Genomic DNA, 19,422 nt, shown 5'->3' on the forward strand with positions numbered 1-19,422 from the left:
TTTCTTTAAGCAGAGCAGCCACAACCGCCGCCACTGCCACATCCCCCAGTGGAACAAGCCGATTTCGTTTCAAAAAACGGATTTCCCGTAGGAACTTTAATATTTTCCGAGACGGCTCCTGCCAAAATGAAACTGATTTCATCGAGTAAGCTTTGTAAATCCATCTCTGCTTGCCGAAACGCTGCGACATGTTCATCCATATCCACTTCGCGTTTGTACTGACGAGCCAAGCGATTCACTTCTTTATAGTCCGGATGATAGCGCCCAAAACGCTGCACTTCATCATACTGCTCTTTTATCTTTGCTAAGCGTTCGACACGCTGCTGTGTTTGTAAACTGTTCGTCATTTGCGAAAGACATACACGATAACGCTCCGCCTCCGCCGACTCTAAAATCATCGATGCAAGATCATCTGACAAATCTAACAATGCCAAATTTTCCATCGTAGCAAGCATCTTGCCACCTTCTTTCCATCGTAAATCGATAACACGGTCTATTATAGCACGATTCCACAAAAAACGCCTTATTTTTGCAAGAAGTTCTGCGTGTAATATTTCCGATAAGTTCCAGAACCGATATCCGTAAAGCTCTTATCAAACAAGTTCTTGCGGTGCCCAGCCGAGTTCAGCCAGCCTTCCACAGCCGCCGGACCGTCCAAATAATTAGACGCAATATTCTCCGCTGCTTTCTGATAATCAATCCCCGCCTGACTCATCCGATCCGCAAGCGAACCATACTTCGGCGAATCATGGTCAAAGTAATTGTTCTGTTGCATATCGACACTGTGCCCAAACGCCACTTCCGCCACACGCTCATTCCAAACCAACTCGCCCGCATCATAACGCTTCCTGAAAATATTTGTAATATCAAACACCTGCTGGTCCGACGCCTTATCAATCGCATCCCACTGCGCATCCGTCACCTTATCCTTAAAAATATCCCCTTGATATGTCATTTCATACGGATGCATCTTAATCAGCGATAATTTATTAAAATACCGGATACTAATCACCTTCGACTCAAACTTATCGAAATTAACCTGCGCATAAACCCCGCCACCTAAACTAATCAGCGGACGAATATTAAGCTCATCTTCCGACAACTCAAAACGATAATAATTGTCCTGATAATTAAACGTAATTTCCGACTGCAATTTCATATTCAAAAATACTTTTTCCGTGTCCATACCAATCTCAAACGGTTTTAGCGGCAAATCCTCACCCAGCGCATAAATCGTCTGCACCCGATTATTCAACACACCAACCTGCATATACTGCCCATCCGACCGATGAAAAATATAATTCTGATACCCATACGGCGTCGCATCTTTCCGTTTCGGAGCCCCGTACCGCTTCTCCAAAACCTCGACATCTTTATTCACATAAACAGCAAGACTCGCCTGATTCTCCACTTTCGCCTTGCCATCATCCGTCTTATTCTTATCCACATTTCCTTGCTGCACTGCTTTATCATCAACAGAATTAACCTCTGTAGGCTTCTCAAAAAACAAGTCTGTATAGTAACCAATAAATAAACAAATCACTACAACAGCCAGTGTACGTAAAATAAATCGCATATATTTCTGCACTCCTTCATGCTACTATACTCTATTGTATCGGCTTTTCCCCAAAAATACTAGTAGGAAAAACAAAATATCTTACAATAGAAAAACCTGACCTAAAAAGCAGATCAGGTTCCAAACAATTATAAGAACACACCGATAATAACCATCGATACGAATAAAATCGTCATATAATTAATCGAGTATACAAAACTAATACGCGCCCACTTCATGCTGTCTTCCATCTTGAATCCGTAGAAACAAATGGCCAACCAAATCACATTCAGTACCGTTGCCAGAATCACGTACACAAGACCTAATTCCCACATGAAAAACGGCAAGATGGTCAGTAACACAACCCAAAACAACGTACTCCATTTCGTCCGTTCAATACCTTTTACAACTGGGAGCATCGGAATTCCCGCTGCCGCATATTCTTCTTTCCGCTTAATCGCAATCGCATAAAAATGCGGCGGTTGCCAACAAAACATCACTAAGAACAACATAATCGGCACAGCGCTAAAACTTGGCTCTACTGCAAACCACCCAATAAGCGGCGGCACAGCCCCAGAAAAACTACCAATAACCGTATTACTCACAAGTTTACGTTTTGCCCACATCGAGTAAACAACAACATACAAGAAGATCCCGATTAAACCGATCACACCTGCTTGCCAAGTCGTCATAAACAACAATGCTTCCCCAACAACACCAAGCGCTACAGCAATAAGCAACGCTCGCTTACCTGAAATTTTGCCAGTCATTGTCGGTCTATTTTTTGTTCGTTCCATGATACCATCGATATCGCGGTCAATCACATTATTAAACGCTCCAGACGCCGCTACGACCATTCCCGACCCTAGGATTGTAAAAATAAGCACGTCTAAATTCTGTATAAATGAAACACCTGTTAACTGAAAAGCAAGCCACATTCCCGTAAAAGCAGTAATCGTGTTAGAGTTAACAATTCCTATCTTCACGAGCTCCGTAAAATCTTTCACAGTGAACTTAGCAGCAACATCGACCTTTGCTGTCTTTTCCATTTGATTCACTCGTATTTCCCCCTTAAATTCTGTGCGCATTAGAAATTTTTCACATAAGATTGCTTATTTTTTCACAATCTTTCTATAAATCTCATCCTACTCATTATCGGAAATAAACACCCTAATTGTCAACCATTTGGGCTTCATTTATATAAGAAAAATCCGATCCACAACTTTTCATCTCCTTCATTTTCACAAGCCACACCCTTTACTTACGCCAATAAACAAGTTAAAATGATAATTGTGCAATTATAAAAATAGCATTCCTACACGCAGTACATTGCTCAGTTTTGAATTAATACATATTTTAAGGGGGAAACAAGAATAACATGAAAACATTTCTAAAAGTCTGGTCCGTCCTGACAATTCTCTGCATGACGTTCGTTGTGTTCGGCGGCGCGCTCGTGACAAAAACCGGCTCAGCTGACGGATGCGGCAACACATGGCCACTATGTAACGGTCAATTTGTCCGCCTAACAGACATCACTCCAGAAAAAATAATCGAAGTTATGCACCGACTAACAACAGGAATTAGCTCGATTTTCGTTATCGTTTTGGCCATTTGCGCATGGATTTACATTAAAGACCGTCGCGAAACCAAACCGCTTGCAATCGTTGCTGTTGCTTTCCTTGTCCTACAAGCATTTATGGGAGCCGCTGCGGTTATGTGGGGTCAAAACCCTTACATCATGGCATTACATTTCGGAATTTCCATCATTTGCTACGCAGCCATCGTACTGCTTTGCCTACTTATTTTTGAAGTAGATAACAAGTTCGATGCCCGCAACATGGTCATTGGCACGAAGTTGAAAGTCAATCTTTACTTACTAACGATTTACACATACATCGCAGTCTACACAGGAGCCCTCGTTCGCCACGAAAAAGCGAGCCTTGCCGTTCCAGCTTGGCCGTTTGAAAATGGTTCGTTCGTGATGCCAACATCCGTTCAAGATTACGTCCAATATTTACACCGATTAGCAGCACTCATTCTCGTTGTTTGGATTTTATACGTCACTTGGATTGTGTTCCGCGAATATAGCCATTACCGCGTATTGAAATATGCGATGATTCTTGAGATTATTTTCGTAGCCGCGCAGGCCTTCACCGGCATCATGTCCGTCGTTACAAATGTCAATCTATACATCGCTTTAGCACACAGCCTTATCATCACGATGATGTTTGCCCTGATGACTTACCTATGCTTACTCGCCAGCCGCAGCAAACAAAATCGCCTCAAAATAAAATAATGTAGAAAGAACGGTCAAACTCATTTGTGAATTTGATCGTTCTTTATGTTAAAATGAAAAATATGTACAAAAAGAAAGTAGGCGATTCCACGTTGAAAGCACCGCGTCGAACGATTATTTATGAACTCTTCATGTTTTTGTTAATCTTGATTTCCGTCTTGACTATCCCGATTCAAACACCTGCCGTGAACATCCTTAACGGCCTTATTTGGGCGGTTTTCGTGGTCGATTATTTCGCGAGACTGATTCGAGCAAAAGACAAGAAAGAATACATCAAAACACATTTATTCGAACTGATTGCCATTTTACCATTATATAATCTATTTCGTCTTGCACGTATCGTTGGTTTATTCCGAATTCTGCGCCTGACTGCCATGGGAAAACGATATATCGTGCCTTTGTATAGTTTTTTGCGTACCAATGGCTTTAATCGAATGGTCGACGCGCTTGTCATTACACTCATTGTAATTCCGATCCCGCTTATTTTCATTGAACCAAGTATCAAAAATTACCCCGACGCCTTATGGTTCGCCATCGTCACGACAACAACAGTCGGTTACGGCGATATCGTTCCAGTCACACCAATCGGTCGAACACTCGCGATTTTCCTCATGCTATTTGGAATCGGCTTTATCGGCGCCCTAATTTCCACCATCCGCACCTACATGACAAGCAAACGAAAGCAATTAAACAGCTCCGAAAAAATTTCCAAAGTAACCAAAAGCATCGAACAAGTCGGTCCACTCACCGAATCTGAAATCACCATCATCGAAACTTTTCTTCATTCAAAAAAAGAATTAAAATAAGCAGGCCGAGTTCTTCGCTCACAGCCTGCTTTTGTTTGTTATTTCGTTAAATTAAAAGACCAACCAACACCGTATTTATCTGTTAACTGTCCAAATTTTTCTGACCAGAACGTTTGTTGTAACGGCATGATTTTTGTTGCACCATCGGACAACGCATCAAAGTAGCGCGTCAACTTATCGCCATCTGTCGTCTCCAACACAAGCGTGACATTATTACCACGAACAAGTTCTGACATAAAAGCTGGCGTATCAGAGAACATCACCGTTTGTCCTTCGATTTGAATACTTGCATTCATCACTAATTCTTTCGTTGCTTCATCCATCGGAAACTCATCGCCATGATCAATGGAACCGTAAGTCATTAAGTCCTCACAAGTTGATCCGAAAATCTCCCCGTAAAAAGCGATTGCCTCACGTGCTTCTGTTTTCAAGTTAATATATACCCCTAAAGTCATGTTCATTCCTACTTTCGATTAGTTTATAACGCTTTCATTCCAAGTAATTATAGCACGATATCGCAAGAAAAGAAAACATCCTACAATACGATACCGTCTACAAGATTAATCAAACGCGTCTCCACATCAAAGCGATAACGTTCCGCCAACGCCTCCACTTCTAAAATACGAATTAAATCATCCACCGTACCTTTTCCGTGCAAAATTTTATCATGACAAAAAGCAACCGTCACAAGATCATCTGGGCGTTCCAGACAAATTAATTCATCGCCAAGTTTGATTTCCCCAACTTCAATCGTCCGGCAAAGATATCCAGTATATCCCGTGTTTCTGACCTCTTTGAATAATTCAGATAACTCATTACGCTTCCCGATTGTATTGCATGGATTTCTGGCTTCCGTGACTTGAATAATCGCTCCACCAACTCGAAAAACATCACCGATACAAACATCTTTTTCTAACAAACCGGTGACCGTCAAATTCTCACCAAATGCAGCGTCTGGCAAAGTAATTCCAAACTGTTCGTTCCATCTCACATAATGCTCCGCCGGATAAATACAGACTGTCCGATCCACACCACCATGATGTTTTAAATCATGCGATGCGTCATTGACAAAGCCGTGTTGCGTCAGCATTGCTTTTGGAACTTGTTGCTTCATAATTCCCGTCGTCATTGTTCGATTTCTACCAATCGCCATCTCTTTTGGTTCACCAATTGCTAGCCCTACAATTTTACCAACCATGTATTCACCCCTCTGATGTTTTCAATTTAACAAAAAAACGCCGAACTTTCAAGCTCTGGCGTCGTATATTTACATTTTATTCGTCGCGACCTTCACAATTCTGACAATTATCCAAATAAAGATGATTACGTTCACAACGACCATTACAATCAGCATAAACAGCACAATAAACGTTGTCCCCGCTTCATCTCCAGTGGAAAAACCATACAATCCGACAACAATAATAAACAAAATGTTACATGCAGTCGGTACTAAGTCCACGAAAAAAACCGTTTTCGCATGCTTTTTTACATATCCTGATGACACTAATAACCAAACCAACGCCGGAAAAACTACCGGCAAAAAGAAATGGCTGGCATAAGATAAAATCACCCAAACCTTATCATATTTCATAAAACTTCATTCCCTTTTTAATTTTTACGTTTTCGAACCAATGCCCAAATTGCGATTAGTAAAGCAACAATCGAAACGCCCAGCGTCACCCATTGAACTACTGATATGCTATCATCTTTTGCCGTTTCATTCGCATCTGATTCTGCTTTCTTTCCGTGAGAGTCCGTTGCACTTTCTGATGCAGCCTTTGAAATCGTTGTTGTGGCATGTGGATAGTCTGCCGAAGCATCTCCCGTCCACTCCACAATCGAACCGTCCGCATAATACTGATACGCATCCCAGTTGACCGTCCCACTTTTCTCTGGATTTTGCGCTACAAAACTAAAACGTTGAAACTGCCCATTCAAAATGCCACTCCCAGTCGCCGTCCAAGTCACCGTTCCATTGTCCTTATTCACCGCAACATTCCATCCCGGTACAGGCTCATACGACTGAAACGCCACACCCGCAGGCATCTTCACAACCACTTTTGTCGTCGCGCTATCCTTTTCCACCGGCACTTTCACCGTATACGTCTCCCAAGCTCCCGTCGTCGATTCCATTGGTGCCACCGTCACATGCGCACTAGCAACAACCGGCGCCGCAACTAAAAATAAAATACCCATCAAACTCGCGATTAATTTTCTCATTATCTAATTCCCCTTTATCGTTACTGTAAATGCCTCATCAATTGGCACAAAATCCTCCGTCAACGCGTGGACTTCTAACTTCCAACGCCCTGGCGCATTCAAATACAACCCAGTCGCAACATATTGATTCTGCGCATTCTTCTTCGCCTCAAACGTACTTGATTTCTTATTCCCACGCGGAATCGCCGTCAATGTCACCTTCTGAAAATCCGTCCGCACTTGCCCATCCGAATCCGTAAACACGACCAAAAACGTATTATCCCCAACAACAGCAGGCATAATCTTCAAAGACACGAATCCCGTCTTCGTCGCCGTTTTCTCAGAAAAAGCTTCTGGCGGCTTCGGCGGTGGTGTCTGCACATTCGTAAGCACCGCGGCAACACCGAGCAACACCAAACCAACACAGAATTCCGCAATCACCGTCTTCCCAGAAACAAGCTTCCCAGTATTGCGCATATACAAATAATGCACCAATCCAAGTCCACCCATCAGCGCAAACAACGCTATTTTTAGCAGTATAACACGCCCATAATCCGTTGTAAACAAGCTCGCCATCGAACCAAGATTAATCACGCTCATCAATAAACCACTCACGATAATTCCCGCCACAAACACCGCCGCAAAAGGACTAAATCGACTCCAAACAAGACTAGCCGATGCCTCTTTTGCCAGCAGTACGAACAAAACAATAATCCCGCCGACCCAAGCCGAAGCACAAACCAAATGCACAAAATCCATCGGAATCGCCACACTTTTACTCGCACTTCCCGCAGCATGGCCTTGCATCGCTTTCGCAAACAAAATAACCGCAAAAAACACCGCCGGCAACGTCCATATCCAGACACGCCCAAACCATTCTTTGCCTAGCATCACGGCAAAACTCACAACAAGCAACACAAATGCGGCGACCTGTATCAACCACAAATGCCCAATACTAGCCTTCCGAATAATCGCCAACATCGCGTCAAAATTCCACACATCCCCACCAGTATAAATTTGCACCTGCACTGGTAAAAATAACAATAATCCGAGCAAAACTAGCCCAAGTCCCGCGCCAAGTAACCACACAGTCTTCCGTCGCATGCCCGCACTAATTTCCCCACGATACAGCGCCAAGAAAAACAAAATAACCCCAGCAATCAGACTAAAACCTATGTATAAAATAACCTTCATCACCGTACTAGGCCAAGACGCCGTCGCATTATTCGCCGCATTCGTCGTTACAAACGCCTGACTCGTCTTTCCAACCTTAAACGAAATCACACCCGAAACCGGATGCCCATCCGCGGATACCACACGCCATTCCGCACTGTACACATCATCCGCCAAACCATCTTGCAACGCCACTTCCACCACATGATCATTTTCTGGATGAATAAACGCTTTGCCCTTCTCCACACGATCCCCTTTCGAATCCCGAACAATAATCGATGGATACTCATTTTGAATCATCTCCGTAAACGTCAAAACAACATTCTCCGGCGCCACTTTCAACTCCGACTGATCCGCAGGCGTCGAACTTTGCAAATACGCATGCGCCTCAGCAACCGTCCCCGGCACGAAATAAAGCATCAATCCCGCAAGCAACGCAACACACCAACCATATACCGACCGCACATTCATCCCTCCGTCCCACTAAATTCTCCACCTTCTACAATACCATTCCTCCCGCCCTCAAAAAATAAATCTGCTCAAACAAAAAGAAGCCCGCATCGAAACTGCCGACTTCTCATCATTCTACTGCTTCACCCGCGCCACAAATTGGAATCTATTCCCGACATATTGCGAACGCGTAAATTCAAACGGTCTACCATCCTGTAAAAACGTAATCTGGCGTAATTTCATCACCGGTGATCCCATTTTCACATCTAAATATGGCGCTACCTTCTCAGAAACAAGCGCTGCTTCCATAATTTGTTCCGCTTCTCCGATATTTTGACCGAGTTTAGATAAAATCGCCTCATAAAGCGACTCCATAATGTCCTCTTTCGTCAATAAAGACGCAATGTTCTCCGGCACAACAACAATTTCAAAAAGAATCGGAATTTTGTCACCATAACGAATCCGTTCGATACGCATCACATTACTATTTTCCGGTAATTGCAATGCTTCCCGTTCTTGCGTACTTGCTGGACGAATTCCGTATGATACGATTCGTGAAGAAGGAACCTTCCCCTCATGAATCATCAAATTCGTGAAACTCGTAACCGCTTCTAAATGTTCCGTCATCTTCTTCTCAGCAATAAATGTTCCCGCTCCAACGCGCCGTTGCAAAATCGTATCATCCACAAGCCCTTGAATCGCTTGGCGAACCGTCATTCGGCTCACATGAAACATCTCCGCTAACTGTCGCTCTGCTGGAATGGCTTTACCGACTTGCCAAGTGCCATCTTCTATTTTCTGTTTAATTTCACTTTGAATCTGAATATAAATCGGTATTCCCGACGACTTATCTATCATTTGCCTCGCACCTTCTTTTTTATTGGAATGAATTATACCACAAAAGTACGCCTAACCACAACACACCAAACCATCATCGCTCTGTGAACAAAAATAGTTTGGTGCTTGATTTCGTTATTTTCTTATAAAAGGGATGCCGCTGCTTTATCGACAATAATCGTTACATCAGGATGGTTTTGTAAAACAGAAGCAGGAACACTTTCGTCTACTTTGCCTTCTACAGTATCTTTAATAGCTTGGGCTTTGTTTTCGCCAAACGCTAATAAAACAATTTTCTTCGCGCCCATGATCGATTTAATTCCCATCGAATACGCGTGTGTTGGCACATCTTCTTCACGTTCAAAATAAATTTTGTTAGACTCACGTGTAGAATCTGTCAAAAGTACTTTATGCGTTGGTGTTTCAAATGGCGTACCAGGCTCGTTAAAACCGATATGTGCATTCGTACCAATTCCTAACACTTGAATATCAATCGGATGATCCGCTAGCACTTGCTCATAACGCGCACATTCTGCGTCTGCATCTTTCGCTAAACCGTCCGGCAAATAGCTTTCTTTAAATTTCTTTTTCGAGAACAATACGTCGTTCATGTAGAAATGGTAGCTATTCGGATCATCAGCCGCAAGACCAACGTACTCATCTAAATTGACAGACACGATATCCGAAGTATCTAAATCGCTATTAACGAACTCTTTATACAGATCAGTAGGCGTGCTTCCTGTTGCTAAACCTAATGTTTTCGCTTCGCCTGCTTTGATTGCTTTCTCAAAAATTTGGAAAGCCTCTTTTGATGCTTCTGCTTTATTTTCTTTTACAATAATGTTCATGAATGATTTCCTCCTACTATTTACTATGCTTTGTTCCAAATGAATATGTGGCTTGGATTTCAAGCGCATCATCCAAAAGGTTAAAGTCAGCATCTTTACCTACTGCAATGCCGCCTTTTGTAGTTAATTTGAACTCTTCTGCTTGGTTCACAGAGGACATTAATACAGCGTCTTCTAGCGAACAACCAGTGAATTTAATCATGTTGCGGAATGCGTCGTCATAACATAACACACTTCCTGCCAGTGTTCCGTCTTCTAAACGTGCTTGACGGTCTTTCACATATACTTTTTGGCCACCTAATTCGTAGTCACCATCTGGCATACCTTTAGCACGCATCGCATCTGTGATAATGTTGATTCGCTTTGGACCTTTGACATTGTATGCTAATTTAATCATATCAGGATGTACGTGAATACCATCTACAATTAATTCCGCGTGAATGCTTGGTTCTAACATAACGTGACCAACAACGCCTGGTTCACGGTGATGCAGCGGACGACAAGCGTTATACATATGTGTCGCATGACTTGCCTTGCTATGAATCAATTCAGCACGAACAGCATTCGAGTGTCCTACAGAAGGTACAACACCTAATTCCAAACATAAATCTTCAAAAGCTGGTGACGTAGAATGTTCTGGCGCGTACGTTACTAACTTAATACGGCCTCCACTAGCATCAAACCATGTTTTAAATAATTCTAAATCTGGCGCTGTAATATATTGTTCCGGTTGCGCTCCTTTAAAAACTGGCGAAACAAATGGTCCTTCTAAATGAATCCCACCAATAAGTGGCTCGTCTTTCGCTACTTCATCAATGACTCTTAGCGCCTTCTCAATGTTTTCGCTAGATTGTGTCATCGTTGTCGGGAAAATAGTCGTAATCCCTTCTGCAAGCATCGAACGAACTTGTTTCTTCAACTTCTCAGGATCTGCATCCATCGCGTCAAAACTATAACCGCCGTGTGAGTGAACATCGATGAACCCTGGTACAAGCTTCTGTCCCTTGGCATCTAGTACTTCTTCATTCGCACTTTCTTGATAGTCAGACATGGCGCCTACTTCTGTTACTGCTTTATCGAATCGAACAAAACCATTCTCGATCACGGAATCCCCTGTGTAGATTACCGCATTCTTGATTACTTTTGAAGTCATTTAAATCATCCCTTCTATAATCGGTCTATACCAATTATTATACAACTTTTTTCAGAAATTGCAACCTCTTTACGTTTCTACTTTTACCCCACTTTTTGATAAAATAACCTCTTGTTAGGTAAAAATAAGAGACATAAATGCACGAGATTGGTGAAAATGGCTACACTAAAAAATAGTCCTGGGGATTAGTTCGCTAGCTTATAGAGGGTAGGGCGTGTGGGTATTTGGATATATTTAGTAAAAATAAGTTTGGCGTCGAACACTCTTTGAAGGATTAACCCATCGCTGCGCTCACGCTTATATTGGGAGTGTAACTCACTCTGTTCGAACACTCCCAACAAAAAGGATGCAACGTGTATATCCGCTACATCCTAATTTTTTATTTATGCTTGTGGGTTGTTGTCTTCTTGTTTTTCTTCTTTCTTCTCAAGTTCTGGAATCAAAACTTCTTTTTCTTCAACTGGCTGTTCTTCTTTTGCTTGTTTCTTTGCATCGCGCTCTAGTTCTTCTAGCATTTCTTCCATGGAAGCATTGTCTTTTTTCTTGAAGTTCTGTTTCTCGCGCTCGATAATGTCATCTACCATTTTTGTGAAATCTTGTGTTTTGCCTTTGATGGTTTCTTTGCCTTTTGCTGTTTTCTTCTCAAGTTCGGCCATTAATTCATCGAACGTTTGTGATAGTTCGCTTGTCATATCCGCTTGTTTCTTCGCTGTATCGGCTAGGTCGCGTTGCTTTTGTGCTTCGTGATAGTCTGTTACGCTGCCCCAGCTCATATCATGGATTACTTTGTCCATTTTTTCTGCTGTTTCTGTGGCGTTCTTCTCTGCTGTTTCTGCTAAATATTGTGTTTTCAAGTTCTTCCATTTCAGACGCATTTCGTGCATGCGTAATTCCAATTTATCGAGTTGTTCTGATGCGTTATCGTAATGAGATTGTGTTGTTGCCAACTGCTCTTTATATTGCGCTACTTCTTCTTTGGCAAAATTAGCTAGTTTTGTTTCGCCAGCTTCTTCTGCGATTCCTGCTTGATGCTCACGTTTTTCGATATACTTCTCGATTTCTGTGCATTCTTTATAGAATAAAGATTTCAATTCGCGTTGTTTGTCTACTGCGCGTTCGATGTCCTTCATTTCTTTCTTCGTTTGGTCCATGTAGTAGGATACAGAATTACGTTTCTTCTCATCGCGTTTTTCTTTCATTGTTTCCCAGTCGTTCGTTACTGCTGTTTTAAATTTATTAAAAAAGTTTGTCATTGTTTATTCCTCCAATTGTTTCGTCTATATTAATAATCAAATGTATTCGGATTGCTAGGTTTACGCTTATTTCTCGTCAAGAAATAGACAAGTGCGGCAATGATGGCTACGGTTATAACACCTTGTAAATTAGATAAGATGACTAGTGCGCCAACACCAATAAGTACGCCATACAGAATTTTTTCAGAAGTCGTGTTTGCTATCATTAATTGTCTTAATGCCCAAAAACCAAGTGCAGCTCCAAGCGCCGCCATAATTGCGGGCCATAGGAAAACAATGATTGCAATAATAAGTGCTGCGACTAATATTCCAATTATAATTCCTCTCATGACTTTGTCCTCCTCGCTTTACTATACAACTATCATAAAAGATATCCGCAACTTCGGTAAGCTACTAGGGTTGGAACTTTTACTACAACTCGAGTCCTACTATCTTAAAAACTTTCCCTTACTCCCAAATTCTATAATTTTCGCCTTGAAAAAGCAACTATCATTTTATTTTTCATTTTTGATTTATTTATTACAAATTCTATCGATTCAGATTTTTATTTTTTATTTACAAAGGTTATACTCTGGTTGGGAGGTGATAAAACAAGTAAAAACAATCTATTCTACTCGTACTGGGGGTGATTATCCACACATTAAAAAAAGGGATCTCCAATGTGTAAAGGATACGGTTTTATGGGATGAACTGAAATAGAGGTGAAGGGGAATGAATAGCGATATAAACAAACATTTGACCACCATTTTAAAAAGTTTGGAAGACGGTGGTTTATCATTAACAAATTTCAACAAGGCAAGTTCGCATATAGAGAGAAAAACAGATTTAAGTAAAGATATCATACTTTTAGTCCTCTACACATTGGAAAGCTACGGATATGTCTTTCGCGTATACCATTTGGATGATACCAGCTACCAAATAACACCCAAAGGGCAAAAACTAATAGAGAAAAGCCGTCATTGAGATGAAAAAAAAAGCCTGTTGCCAAGTGAAGATGCTTGGCGGCAGGCTACAATGAACGTGCGCGATATTTATTTCTTTTCTTGTTTTCGGTTTTCATAACTAATACTTGTCATCGCACCTTCTGAAACCATGTTATTTCCTTCTAAGTCCTCTACGTCTTCTTTGCCCTCTTCAAATGGGTCCAATGTGCGCTGATTTAAGATGGCGTACGTCACAATTCCACCGACTGCTCCAACGATAGAGCCAACCAATAACCAATTCTTCTTATTTTTCATTTTGTGAGCCTCCCTCAAATGTCTTCGCTTATGTTGTTCTATTTCCCACTCCAAAACAAAAATAAACCGCACCATGTAAAAAGGCACGGTTTCTTTCTTATATCGCGAACGGATCTTTTGGCTTGCGGACAAAGCTTAGAATCGCTGCAATAACAAGCAGTAATCCTGGTACAAAGCCTGCGACAACAAAGCCACCGATTGTTACAAGAATACCAGCAATTAAAAACATGAAACCAGCTAAAACAGGCTTCTTATTCCCTGTGATACAAACAAGTCCGATAATTACTAAAACCGTGAAGATAATGGCTGCAATCAAGGCCAAAATGGCATATGTATGTACCATATCTAGTATTTGTTTCGCGCTAGGCACTTCTGATACAGGAATACCAGATTCTTTTAGTTGTTTGTAATAATCTTCAGTAAAGGTTTCCGCTCCACCTGGCTTGTTAATCGCTTTATCTAAAATAAAACCGATAGCTGTAAAACCAAACAGCGTTACCATACCGAACAGCATCCCAATCACAGATAGAACAACCTCTGCTGTACGTTTAATCATATTAAAACTTCCCTCATTTCCTACATGTTTGCCTTTAAGTATACTATAAATTTAGCTCACTGTAAAAATAAAGTATTGTTTAAGATAAGTTAGAAGATGCGTTTTCCTTCAAAAACTTGTATAATTTACATAGAAATGTTGTTAAATTGGAAAAGAGGATATGGACTATGTGGAAAAAAAGTTTATGGATGGGGTTTCTGTCTGCTATTTTTGTGGCGGCGTCGGTCTTCATTTTGATTCAGTTACACGGGACTTACCCGAAAGTGAATCAAGGCGCGACACCGACTATTTTTATTCATGGGTATCGCGGGACAGACAGGTCGCTTCACGGGATGATTCGCCGTTTTGATCAGAAGTATGATTGGGCGACAGATGCTTTGACGGTGAAAGTAAGCCCCACTGGAGATATATCAGTGAAAGGGACGTATCCTAATGATAAAGATAACCCGCTAATCAATGTTGTTTTTGCGGATAACCGGGCGACGGTCACTCAGCAATCGCTCTGGACGAAGAAAGTGTTGCGTTATTTGCAAGATACGTATAAGGTCACGAAATTCAATGCGGTTGGCCATTCGATGGGTGGCGGTGCCTGGGTTTCTTACCTTGCCTCTTACGCTAACAAACCGAACTACCCAGAAGTTCAGAAAATCGTCTTTTTGGCGGTTCCATTCTACCCGGAAGAATATGTGAACGGGGATCAAGAAGTAGATTTGGATAATGCCAGCATGATTCATACGAAGTTCGCCAAGCAAATGGAAGACAGACTTACTAGCTCGACACAAATCCTGATTATTGGCGGTAATCTAGAAGATGGCTCCAATAGCGATGGTGAAGTGAAGATTGACAGTGTTATGTATGGGAAAAAATTGTTTACAAATCAAGAAGTAGAAGCACACACGCTCACAGGTCCTACGGCCAAACATAGTAATATGCACGAACTCCCTGTTGTCGATAATTATGTCGCCAAATTTTTATGGGGATTTAAGGAGTAGTCACACATGAAGAAAATTCTAACAGTTGTTGCAGTTATCGCCCTATTTTTTGTTGGGTTTGGTTTTATATTTGGCACGCATGACGTGGCGAAAGAGGATACAAAGAAGACAGCGGAAGTGAAAAAAGCGGCGGCGGTTAAAAACTCTGAGAAGGTGAAAACGATTGATGTACCGACGTTGTTTTTGCATGGGTATTCTGGGACGAAGAATTCGATGGGTCACATGATGGATCGTCTAGCAAGTAATGGCGATGCCACGCGTTCTTTAGTCGTTTCTGTTACTCCCCAGGGCGCTGTCAATGTGACTGGTGATTGGGATAAATTCGCGAAGAACCCGCTGATTCAAGTACTTTTTGAGGATAATAAAAGTTCCCTCACAAACCAGACAGTCTGGTTACAAAATGTCATGTTAAAATTAAAAAGCGAATACCATATTCCGAGTGTCAATGTTGTTGGTCATTCGATGGGCGGCGTAGATTGGACAGGCTATTTAGAAGAGGTTGGTAATAAACCCGACTTCCCTACTGTTAAGAAATTTGTCGCGATTGGCTCTCCGTTTAATGGACTAGAAATCGGTAAGGATGGCAAGACGGCTTATGATTTAACTGAAACTGGACCTGCGACGAAAACAGAGCGTTTCGCCAATTTTATGACGAATAAAAAAGTAATTCCTACAACACTTGAGGTTTTGAATATTGCTGGTGATGTAGAAGATGGTACGAAAAGTGACACGAGTGTTTCGCTAGCAAGTGCCTTATCAGGGAAATTTATTTTTGATCAGGTGGCGAATTATAAGGAGCTTACGTTTACAGGGAAACAAGCACAGCATAGTAAATTACATGAGAATAAAGATGTCGATGCGGCTGTGAGTGATTTCTTGTGGCCGTCGTCATAGTGTATAAGAAAACGCTGAATCCGATTGCGATTCAGCGTTTTTTTTATGCTTTTTTCTGCTTCTTTTTGAAGCCCCAGAAATTGCGGTTATTTAGTTCGCTCTCGTCCCCTCTTACGCCTAGAACGTCGAATAGGAAGACAACAACTGGGATTCCGACAATCAGTCCCCAAACGCCGAAGAAATGTTCTGAGAAGATGAGGATGATGAACGTGTAGAATACTGGTAAATCGGTTTTAGATGACATTAGTTTTGGATTTAAGAAATAGGTTTCGATGGCGTGCACGATGACAACGGTGATGAGGATGACGATGACATCTGTGATTCCGCCGACTGAGTACGCGATAATGGATAGCGGGATGCAGGAAATGATGACCCCAGCCACCGGTATTAATCCTAAAAGGAAAACCATGATCGATAATGTCAAAACTTGCGGGAAGCCCATCGCGATAAGCGCAATCGTCGTTAAGAATGTATTGACAAGCGCGATTAAGAATTGTGCTTCTAGTACGACGCCGAATGTGCTGATGAATTTTTTGCCGAAATAGGCAACTTCTCGGAACACTGGGCCGATTTTGCTTGTTAAGAACTTGCTTGAGAATTTGACCACGCGCTCTTGCTCGAGTGAGAAGAAAAGGCTTAGAATTAATGCCATAAAGAATGATATACCAATACTTCCAAGGCCACTCAGTGAACCAATAATGAATTTCAAGCCGGAATTGATATACGCTTTGATGTTTGAGTCATTAATTAGGCCCATGACATATTTGATAAAATCATTGTTTCCTGGGTTGTTGTAAAATTTCATGACTGCGTTGAACGTATAAATGATTTGCTCGATAATGATTGGCAAATAATGCGTTATCGCGATGTAAAGGAAGATGACAATCAGTATGTATAATACCGTCACGATAAGCTTTCTCGGCACTTTCACCCACCGCAAAATCACTTTTTCCAACCGTGTAATTAAAAATGTAAAAATAAATGTGAGTAAGATTAAGTCAATCATACTCCTTACTAGGTACAGTACAAAAATGAGTAGCGCGAAAATAAGAACTCGCTGCAATCCTATATTTGCTTTAAATTTCTCCCATAGTTCTTCCACTGAACACCACTCCAATCGTTTTCCTTATCATTCTAGCATACTTTTCTTTTTTTCTGAAAAATTATGTCGGTTTTTTATTATTTTCCTCTTTACTTTCTTCTAAAAATCGCGTAACATATCCTATGAACCAATCATCCTACCTTTAAAGGAGTTTTGAATATGTTACATAAATTAGAGAAGAAATCGTTGGTAGAGCAAGTATATAGCCAAATTGAAGAGATGATTAAGAGCGGTGTTTGGGAAGTCGGTGATCGGTTGCCGACGGAAGCAGAATTAATGGAGCAGTTTGGCGTGAGTCGTAATACGTTGCGGGAAGCCATTCGGGCGCTGGCGCATGTTGGTTTGCTTGAAGTGAAGCAAGGCGATGGGACATTTGTTTTAACGACGAGTGAATTAAATGCGGTTTTACAAAAACGGATTCAGAGTGCGGCGGTTTTGGAGATTTTAGAGGTGCGGCATGCGCTGGATCGTGAGGCGGTTTCGCTTGCTTGTTTGCGGCGTACAGAGGAAGATTTGACGGAGATGGAGAAGTTTCGCGATCTTTGTTTTCAATATACGACCGAGAATAATTTAGAGAAGTTTGTGGAATCGGATTGGCAGTTGCATCAGGCAATTACGGCGGCTTCTTATAATCCGTTACTGATTGATATGTACGCGCATTTATTTGAAGAGATTCAGATTTCGATTACGAGTACGACAGAGATGAACGATGCGAGTGCGGCTGGGCATAATGATTTGATTTTGGCTATTCGGAATCAAGATGCGGCTTCTGCGGTGCATTGTGTGGATATGTATATTTCGCACTTTAAACAAATTATTTTGCCGAAGAAAGGAGAATGAAATTGATGGGGAAAGAGCTTGTGAGTGCACAGGAAAACGTGAAGGTGCGCAGTCGGTTATTATTAATTATCGGAATTATACTGGTCGCCTCGAATTTACGAGCGCCAATTACGGCGATTAGTCCTTTACTTGGCTATATGCGCGCTGATTTGCCGCTGTCAAACACGATGACAGGATTTTTGACGACGCTCCCTTTGCTTGCTTTTGCAGGTTTGTCTCCTTTTGTATCGCAACTAGCACGGAAATGGGGCATGGAATTGCTCGTCTTTTTTGCGCTTTGTTTTATGGTTTTTGGGAGTTTGATTCGACCGTTTGGTGGCATTCCGGTACTTTTATTCGGGACTTTCTTGATTGGGCTTGCGATTGCAGTGGGAAATGTGTTGTTACCGAGCTTAATTAAGAAAGAATTTCCGTTTAAAATGGGCTTGATGACTGGGATTTACTCGATTTCGATGAATGTCTCGGCGATGCTTGCTTCCGGGCTTAGCGTGCCGATTGCGGTGAATGCTGGACTAGGATGGCAAGGGGCGCTTGTTATTTGGTCTGTATTTGCGGTTATCGCGCTCGTTGTTTGGTTGCCACAGTTGCGACACAATACGCGAACTGCTCCAGTGAACGTTGCGGCCACACCGAAAAGACAGAATATCTGGAAGTCCCCGCTCGCTTGGAAAATTACGATTTTTATGGGGATGCAGTCTACTGTTTTTTATGTGATGGTGGCTTGGTTGCCTGGGATTTTAATTGACCAAGGGGTGGCGAGTGCGCAGGCTGGATTTATGTTGTCGATTTTGCAACTCGGGATCTTACCTTTTACGTTTGTCGTGCCGATTATTGCTAGCAAAATGAAGTCGCAGCAGCCGATTGTGATTGTAATGTGCTTATTATTGCTTGCTGGAACGGGCGGGTTGATGTTTGGCTCGGGGCATATTTGGTTGATTACGGCTTCTGTGTTTATTATCGGGATTGCTTCGGGGACGGCGTTTAGTGTGTGTATGATGTTTTTCAATTTACGGACGACGACAGCGATTGAAGCGGCGGATTTGTCTGGCATGGCGCAGTCAATCGGTTACTTGCTTGCCGCGGCGATGCCAACTTTATTCGGTTTTCTACATGATTTGACGGGTGGGTATGTGATTCCGCTTGGGATTTTGGTTTTCGCGACGTTGGTATTGTTTGTTACGGGGCTCGATGCGGCTCGGGATAAGAAAGTGTTTTCTAAATAAAGAAATC

At 41.9% G+C, this 19,422-nt stretch carries 23 protein-coding genes; 7 read left to right on the forward strand and 16 right to left on the reverse strand.

Annotation, left to right across the window (positions count from 1 at the left end):
* Positions 1 to 5: 5 nt before the first annotated feature.
* The 3 genes from EP57_RS09000 to cyoE form a co-directional block, all read right to left on the reverse strand.
* Entirely contained in the window at positions 6 to 455 is a 450-nt protein-coding gene (locus EP57_RS09000) for a YlbF/YmcA family competence regulator (protein ID WP_036085927.1), read from the reverse strand.
* A 68-nt stretch (positions 456 to 523) separates the two neighbouring features.
* Positions 524 to 1,576 (reverse strand): CAP domain-containing protein, encoded by a 1,053-nt coding sequence (locus EP57_RS09005; protein WP_036085929.1) that lies wholly within the window; start codon positions 1,574 to 1,576, stop codon positions 524 to 526.
* Positions 1,577 to 1,704: 128 nt separating this feature from the next.
* Complete coding sequence (gene cyoE, locus EP57_RS09010) at positions 1,705 to 2,613, reverse strand: heme o synthase (protein WP_036085930.1); 909 nt, start codon at positions 2,611 to 2,613, stop codon at positions 1,705 to 1,707.
* A 320-nt stretch (positions 2,614 to 2,933) separates the two neighbouring features.
* Between cyoE and EP57_RS09015 the strand changes: the two genes are divergently transcribed.
* A complete protein-coding gene (locus tag EP57_RS09015; RefSeq protein ID WP_036085932.1) occupies positions 2,934 to 3,851 on the forward strand; it encodes a COX15/CtaA family protein in 918 nt (305 codons plus the stop codon).
* A 92-nt stretch (positions 3,852 to 3,943) separates the two neighbouring features.
* On the forward strand, positions 3,944 to 4,657 hold the full coding sequence (locus tag EP57_RS09020) for a potassium channel family protein (RefSeq protein ID WP_114982968.1): 714 nt from the start codon (positions 3,944 to 3,946) through the stop codon (positions 4,655 to 4,657).
* A 38-nt stretch (positions 4,658 to 4,695) separates the two neighbouring features.
* Here the strand turns inward: EP57_RS09020 and EP57_RS09025 are convergent, their stop codons facing one another.
* The 10 genes from EP57_RS09025 to EP57_RS09070 all read right to left on the reverse strand — a co-directional run bounded on the left by EP57_RS09025 (position 4,696) and on the right by EP57_RS09070 (position 12,899).
* The gene (locus EP57_RS09025; RefSeq protein ID WP_036085934.1) at positions 4,696 to 5,112 is read right to left on the reverse strand and encodes a VOC family protein; all 417 of its coding nucleotides are present in this window, start codon (positions 5,110 to 5,112) and stop codon (positions 4,696 to 4,698) included.
* Between the two features lie 80 nt (positions 5,113 to 5,192).
* Positions 5,193 to 5,855: an MOSC domain-containing protein gene (locus tag EP57_RS09030; protein WP_036085936.1), complete on the reverse strand. Its 663-nt coding sequence runs from the start codon at positions 5,853 to 5,855 to the stop codon at positions 5,193 to 5,195.
* Positions 5,856 to 5,924: 69 nt separating this feature from the next.
* Positions 5,925 to 6,248 carry a magnetosome magnetite crystal formation protein family gene (locus EP57_RS09035; protein ID WP_036085938.1) on the reverse strand — a complete coding sequence of 108 codons (324 nt, stop codon included), beginning with the start codon at positions 6,246 to 6,248 and terminating at the stop codon, positions 5,925 to 5,927.
* 17 nt (positions 6,249 to 6,265) lie between these two features.
* Positions 6,266 to 6,877, reverse strand: coding sequence for a YcnI family copper-binding membrane protein (locus EP57_RS09040; RefSeq protein WP_036085939.1), 612 nt, complete (start codon positions 6,875 to 6,877; stop codon positions 6,266 to 6,268).
* Positions 6,878 to 6,880: 3 nt separating this feature from the next.
* Entirely contained in the window at positions 6,881 to 8,494 is a 1,614-nt protein-coding gene (locus EP57_RS09045) for a copper resistance CopC/CopD family protein (protein WP_052167620.1), read from the reverse strand.
* 120 nt (positions 8,495 to 8,614) lie between these two features.
* Positions 8,615 to 9,337: a GntR family transcriptional regulator gene (locus EP57_RS09050; protein ID WP_036085941.1), complete on the reverse strand. Its 723-nt coding sequence runs from the start codon at positions 9,335 to 9,337 to the stop codon at positions 8,615 to 8,617.
* A 122-nt stretch (positions 9,338 to 9,459) separates the two neighbouring features.
* Positions 9,460 to 10,164 (reverse strand): glucosamine-6-phosphate deaminase, encoded by a 705-nt coding sequence (locus tag EP57_RS09055; protein ID WP_036085942.1) that lies wholly within the window; start codon positions 10,162 to 10,164, stop codon positions 9,460 to 9,462.
* 16 nt (positions 10,165 to 10,180) lie between these two features.
* Positions 10,181 to 11,317: an N-acetylglucosamine-6-phosphate deacetylase gene (gene nagA / locus EP57_RS09060; protein ID WP_036085943.1), complete on the reverse strand. Its 1,137-nt coding sequence runs from the start codon at positions 11,315 to 11,317 to the stop codon at positions 10,181 to 10,183.
* A 383-nt stretch (positions 11,318 to 11,700) separates the two neighbouring features.
* Positions 11,701 to 12,570 (reverse strand): PspA/IM30 family protein, encoded by an 870-nt coding sequence (locus tag EP57_RS09065; protein ID WP_036085944.1) that lies wholly within the window; start codon positions 12,568 to 12,570, stop codon positions 11,701 to 11,703.
* Positions 12,571 to 12,599: 29 nt separating this feature from the next.
* Entirely contained in the window at positions 12,600 to 12,899 is a 300-nt protein-coding gene (locus tag EP57_RS09070; protein ID WP_036085945.1) for a lmo0954 family membrane protein, read from the reverse strand.
* Positions 12,900 to 13,281: 382 nt separating this feature from the next.
* On the opposite strand from EP57_RS09070, the gene EP57_RS09080 reads away from it, so the two are divergent.
* Positions 13,282 to 13,533, forward strand: coding sequence for a DUF3116 family protein (locus EP57_RS09080; RefSeq protein WP_036085947.1), 252 nt, complete (start codon positions 13,282 to 13,284; stop codon positions 13,531 to 13,533).
* A 68-nt stretch (positions 13,534 to 13,601) separates the two neighbouring features.
* On the opposite strand, the gene EP57_RS09085 is transcribed toward EP57_RS09080, so the two are convergent.
* Positions 13,602 to 13,808 carry a hypothetical protein gene (locus EP57_RS09085; RefSeq protein WP_036085948.1) on the reverse strand — a complete coding sequence of 69 codons (207 nt, stop codon included), beginning with the start codon at positions 13,806 to 13,808 and terminating at the stop codon, positions 13,602 to 13,604.
* Between the two features lie 97 nt (positions 13,809 to 13,905).
* A complete protein-coding gene (locus EP57_RS09090; protein ID WP_036085950.1) occupies positions 13,906 to 14,364 on the reverse strand; it encodes a DUF4064 domain-containing protein in 459 nt (152 codons plus the stop codon).
* A 167-nt stretch (positions 14,365 to 14,531) separates the two neighbouring features.
* Here EP57_RS09090 and EP57_RS09095 point away from each other — a divergent pair, with 167 nt between their 5' ends.
* Both EP57_RS09095 and EP57_RS09100 read left to right on the forward strand, forming a co-directional pair.
* On the forward strand, positions 14,532 to 15,356 hold the full coding sequence (locus EP57_RS09095) for an alpha/beta hydrolase (protein ID WP_036085951.1): 825 nt from the start codon (positions 14,532 to 14,534) through the stop codon (positions 15,354 to 15,356).
* 6 nt (positions 15,357 to 15,362) lie between these two features.
* Positions 15,363 to 16,250, forward strand: coding sequence for an alpha/beta hydrolase (locus EP57_RS09100; RefSeq protein WP_036085953.1), 888 nt, complete (start codon positions 15,363 to 15,365; stop codon positions 16,248 to 16,250).
* A 43-nt stretch (positions 16,251 to 16,293) separates the two neighbouring features.
* On the opposite strand, the gene EP57_RS09105 is transcribed toward EP57_RS09100, so the two are convergent.
* Positions 16,294 to 17,352, reverse strand: a complete 1,059-nt coding sequence (locus EP57_RS09105) for an AI-2E family transporter (protein ID WP_052167621.1) — start codon at positions 17,350 to 17,352, stop codon at positions 16,294 to 16,296.
* 159 nt (positions 17,353 to 17,511) lie between these two features.
* Between EP57_RS09105 and EP57_RS09110 the strand changes: the two genes are divergently transcribed.
* Complete coding sequence (locus tag EP57_RS09110; RefSeq protein WP_036085954.1) at positions 17,512 to 18,192, forward strand: FadR/GntR family transcriptional regulator; 681 nt, start codon at positions 17,512 to 17,514, stop codon at positions 18,190 to 18,192.
* A gap of 5 nt (positions 18,193 to 18,197) precedes the next feature.
* Positions 18,198 to 19,415 (forward strand): CynX/NimT family MFS transporter, encoded by a 1,218-nt coding sequence (locus EP57_RS09115; protein WP_036085957.1) that lies wholly within the window; start codon positions 18,198 to 18,200, stop codon positions 19,413 to 19,415.
* Positions 19,416 to 19,422: the final 7 nt, after the last annotated feature.

Origin of the sequence: Listeria booriae, from assembly GCF_000766865.1 — a bacterium.
Lineage (GTDB): Bacteria > Bacillota > Bacilli > Lactobacillales > Listeriaceae > Listeria_A > Listeria_A booriae.

Excerpts from the sequence above, each read along its gene's own strand:
- EP57_RS09005 (WP_036085929.1), bottom strand. The coding sequence starts at position 1,576 with ATGCGATTTATTTTACGTACACTGGCTGTTGTAGTGATTTGTTTATTT.
- EP57_RS09080 (WP_036085947.1), top strand. The coding sequence starts at position 13,282 with ATGAATAGCGATATAAACAAACATTTGACCACCATTTTAAAAAGTTTG.
- EP57_RS09070 (WP_036085945.1), bottom strand. The coding sequence starts at position 12,899 with ATGAGAGGAATTATAATTGGAATATTAGTCGCAGCACTTATTATTGCA.
- EP57_RS09055 (WP_036085942.1), bottom strand. The coding sequence starts at position 10,164 with ATGAACATTATTGTAAAAGAAAATAAAGCAGAAGCATCAAAAGAGGCT.
- nagA (WP_036085943.1), bottom strand. The coding sequence starts at position 11,317 with ATGACTTCAAAAGTAATCAAGAATGCGGTAATCTACACAGGGGATTCC.
- EP57_RS09085 (WP_036085948.1), bottom strand. The coding sequence starts at position 13,808 with ATGAAAAATAAGAAGAATTGGTTATTGGTTGGCTCTATCGTTGGAGCA.
- EP57_RS09000 (WP_036085927.1), bottom strand. The coding sequence starts at position 455 with ATGCTTGCTACGATGGAAAATTTGGCATTGTTAGATTTGTCAGATGAT.
- EP57_RS09100 (WP_036085953.1), top strand. The coding sequence starts at position 15,363 with ATGAAGAAAATTCTAACAGTTGTTGCAGTTATCGCCCTATTTTTTGTT.
- EP57_RS09035 (WP_036085938.1), bottom strand. The coding sequence starts at position 6,248 with ATGAAATATGATAAGGTTTGGGTGATTTTATCTTATGCCAGCCATTTC.
- EP57_RS09015 (WP_036085932.1), top strand. The coding sequence starts at position 2,934 with ATGAAAACATTTCTAAAAGTCTGGTCCGTCCTGACAATTCTCTGCATG.
- EP57_RS09040 (WP_036085939.1), bottom strand. The coding sequence starts at position 6,877 with ATGAGAAAATTAATCGCGAGTTTGATGGGTATTTTATTTTTAGTTGCG.
- EP57_RS09110 (WP_036085954.1), top strand. The coding sequence starts at position 17,512 with ATGTTACATAAATTAGAGAAGAAATCGTTGGTAGAGCAAGTATATAGC.
- EP57_RS09115 (WP_036085957.1), top strand. The coding sequence starts at position 18,198 with ATGGGGAAAGAGCTTGTGAGTGCACAGGAAAACGTGAAGGTGCGCAGT.
- EP57_RS09030 (WP_036085936.1), bottom strand. The coding sequence starts at position 5,855 with ATGGTTGGTAAAATTGTAGGGCTAGCAATTGGTGAACCAAAAGAGATG.
- EP57_RS09050 (WP_036085941.1), bottom strand. The coding sequence starts at position 9,337 with ATGATAGATAAGTCGTCGGGAATACCGATTTATATTCAGATTCAAAGT.
- EP57_RS09025 (WP_036085934.1), bottom strand. The coding sequence starts at position 5,112 with ATGACTTTAGGGGTATATATTAACTTGAAAACAGAAGCACGTGAGGCA.
- EP57_RS09065 (WP_036085944.1), bottom strand. The coding sequence starts at position 12,570 with ATGACAAACTTTTTTAATAAATTTAAAACAGCAGTAACGAACGACTGG.
- EP57_RS09090 (WP_036085950.1), bottom strand. The coding sequence starts at position 14,364 with ATGATTAAACGTACAGCAGAGGTTGTTCTATCTGTGATTGGGATGCTG.
- EP57_RS09095 (WP_036085951.1), top strand. The coding sequence starts at position 14,532 with ATGTGGAAAAAAAGTTTATGGATGGGGTTTCTGTCTGCTATTTTTGTG.